The sequence below is a fragment of the Candidatus Hydrogenedentota bacterium genome (assembly GCA_016791475.1).
Classification (GTDB): Bacteria; Hydrogenedentota; Hydrogenedentia; order Hydrogenedentales; family JAEUWI01; genus JAEUWI01.
This window is the reverse complement of sequence record JAEUWI010000373.1, coordinates 294-568: the sequence shown is the minus strand read 5'-3', so window position 1 is coordinate 568 and position 275 is coordinate 294. Positions and strand designations below refer to the sequence as shown.

Annotated in this window: 1 pseudogene (only partly in view); it reads left to right on the top strand. The window is 62.2% G+C overall.

The features are described from left to right. Window positions 1–17 precede the first annotated feature (17 nt). A pseudogene (locus JNK74_29750) lies at window positions 18–275 on the top strand (DUF3419 family protein) (it continues 293 nt past the right edge of the window).

Genomic DNA, 275 nt, shown 5'->3' with positions numbered 1-275 from the left:
CAACTCGACGAGCGCTCATGAACGCCCCAGCCCCTGCCAACCTGGCAATACCGGCCACCAACCTGACCCTGCAAGACCGCCTGGATCAGAAGATATTCAATGCCCTGTACGCGCGGTCGCTCGTTTACAACACCTGCTGGGAGGATCCGGAAGTCGACCGGCAGGCGCTACGCCTTGCTGCCGATGACCGGCTGCTGGTCATTACCAGCGCCGGTTGCAATGCCCTCGATTACGCCCTGCAGGGGCCGGCAAAGATCCATGCCGTCGACGCCAAT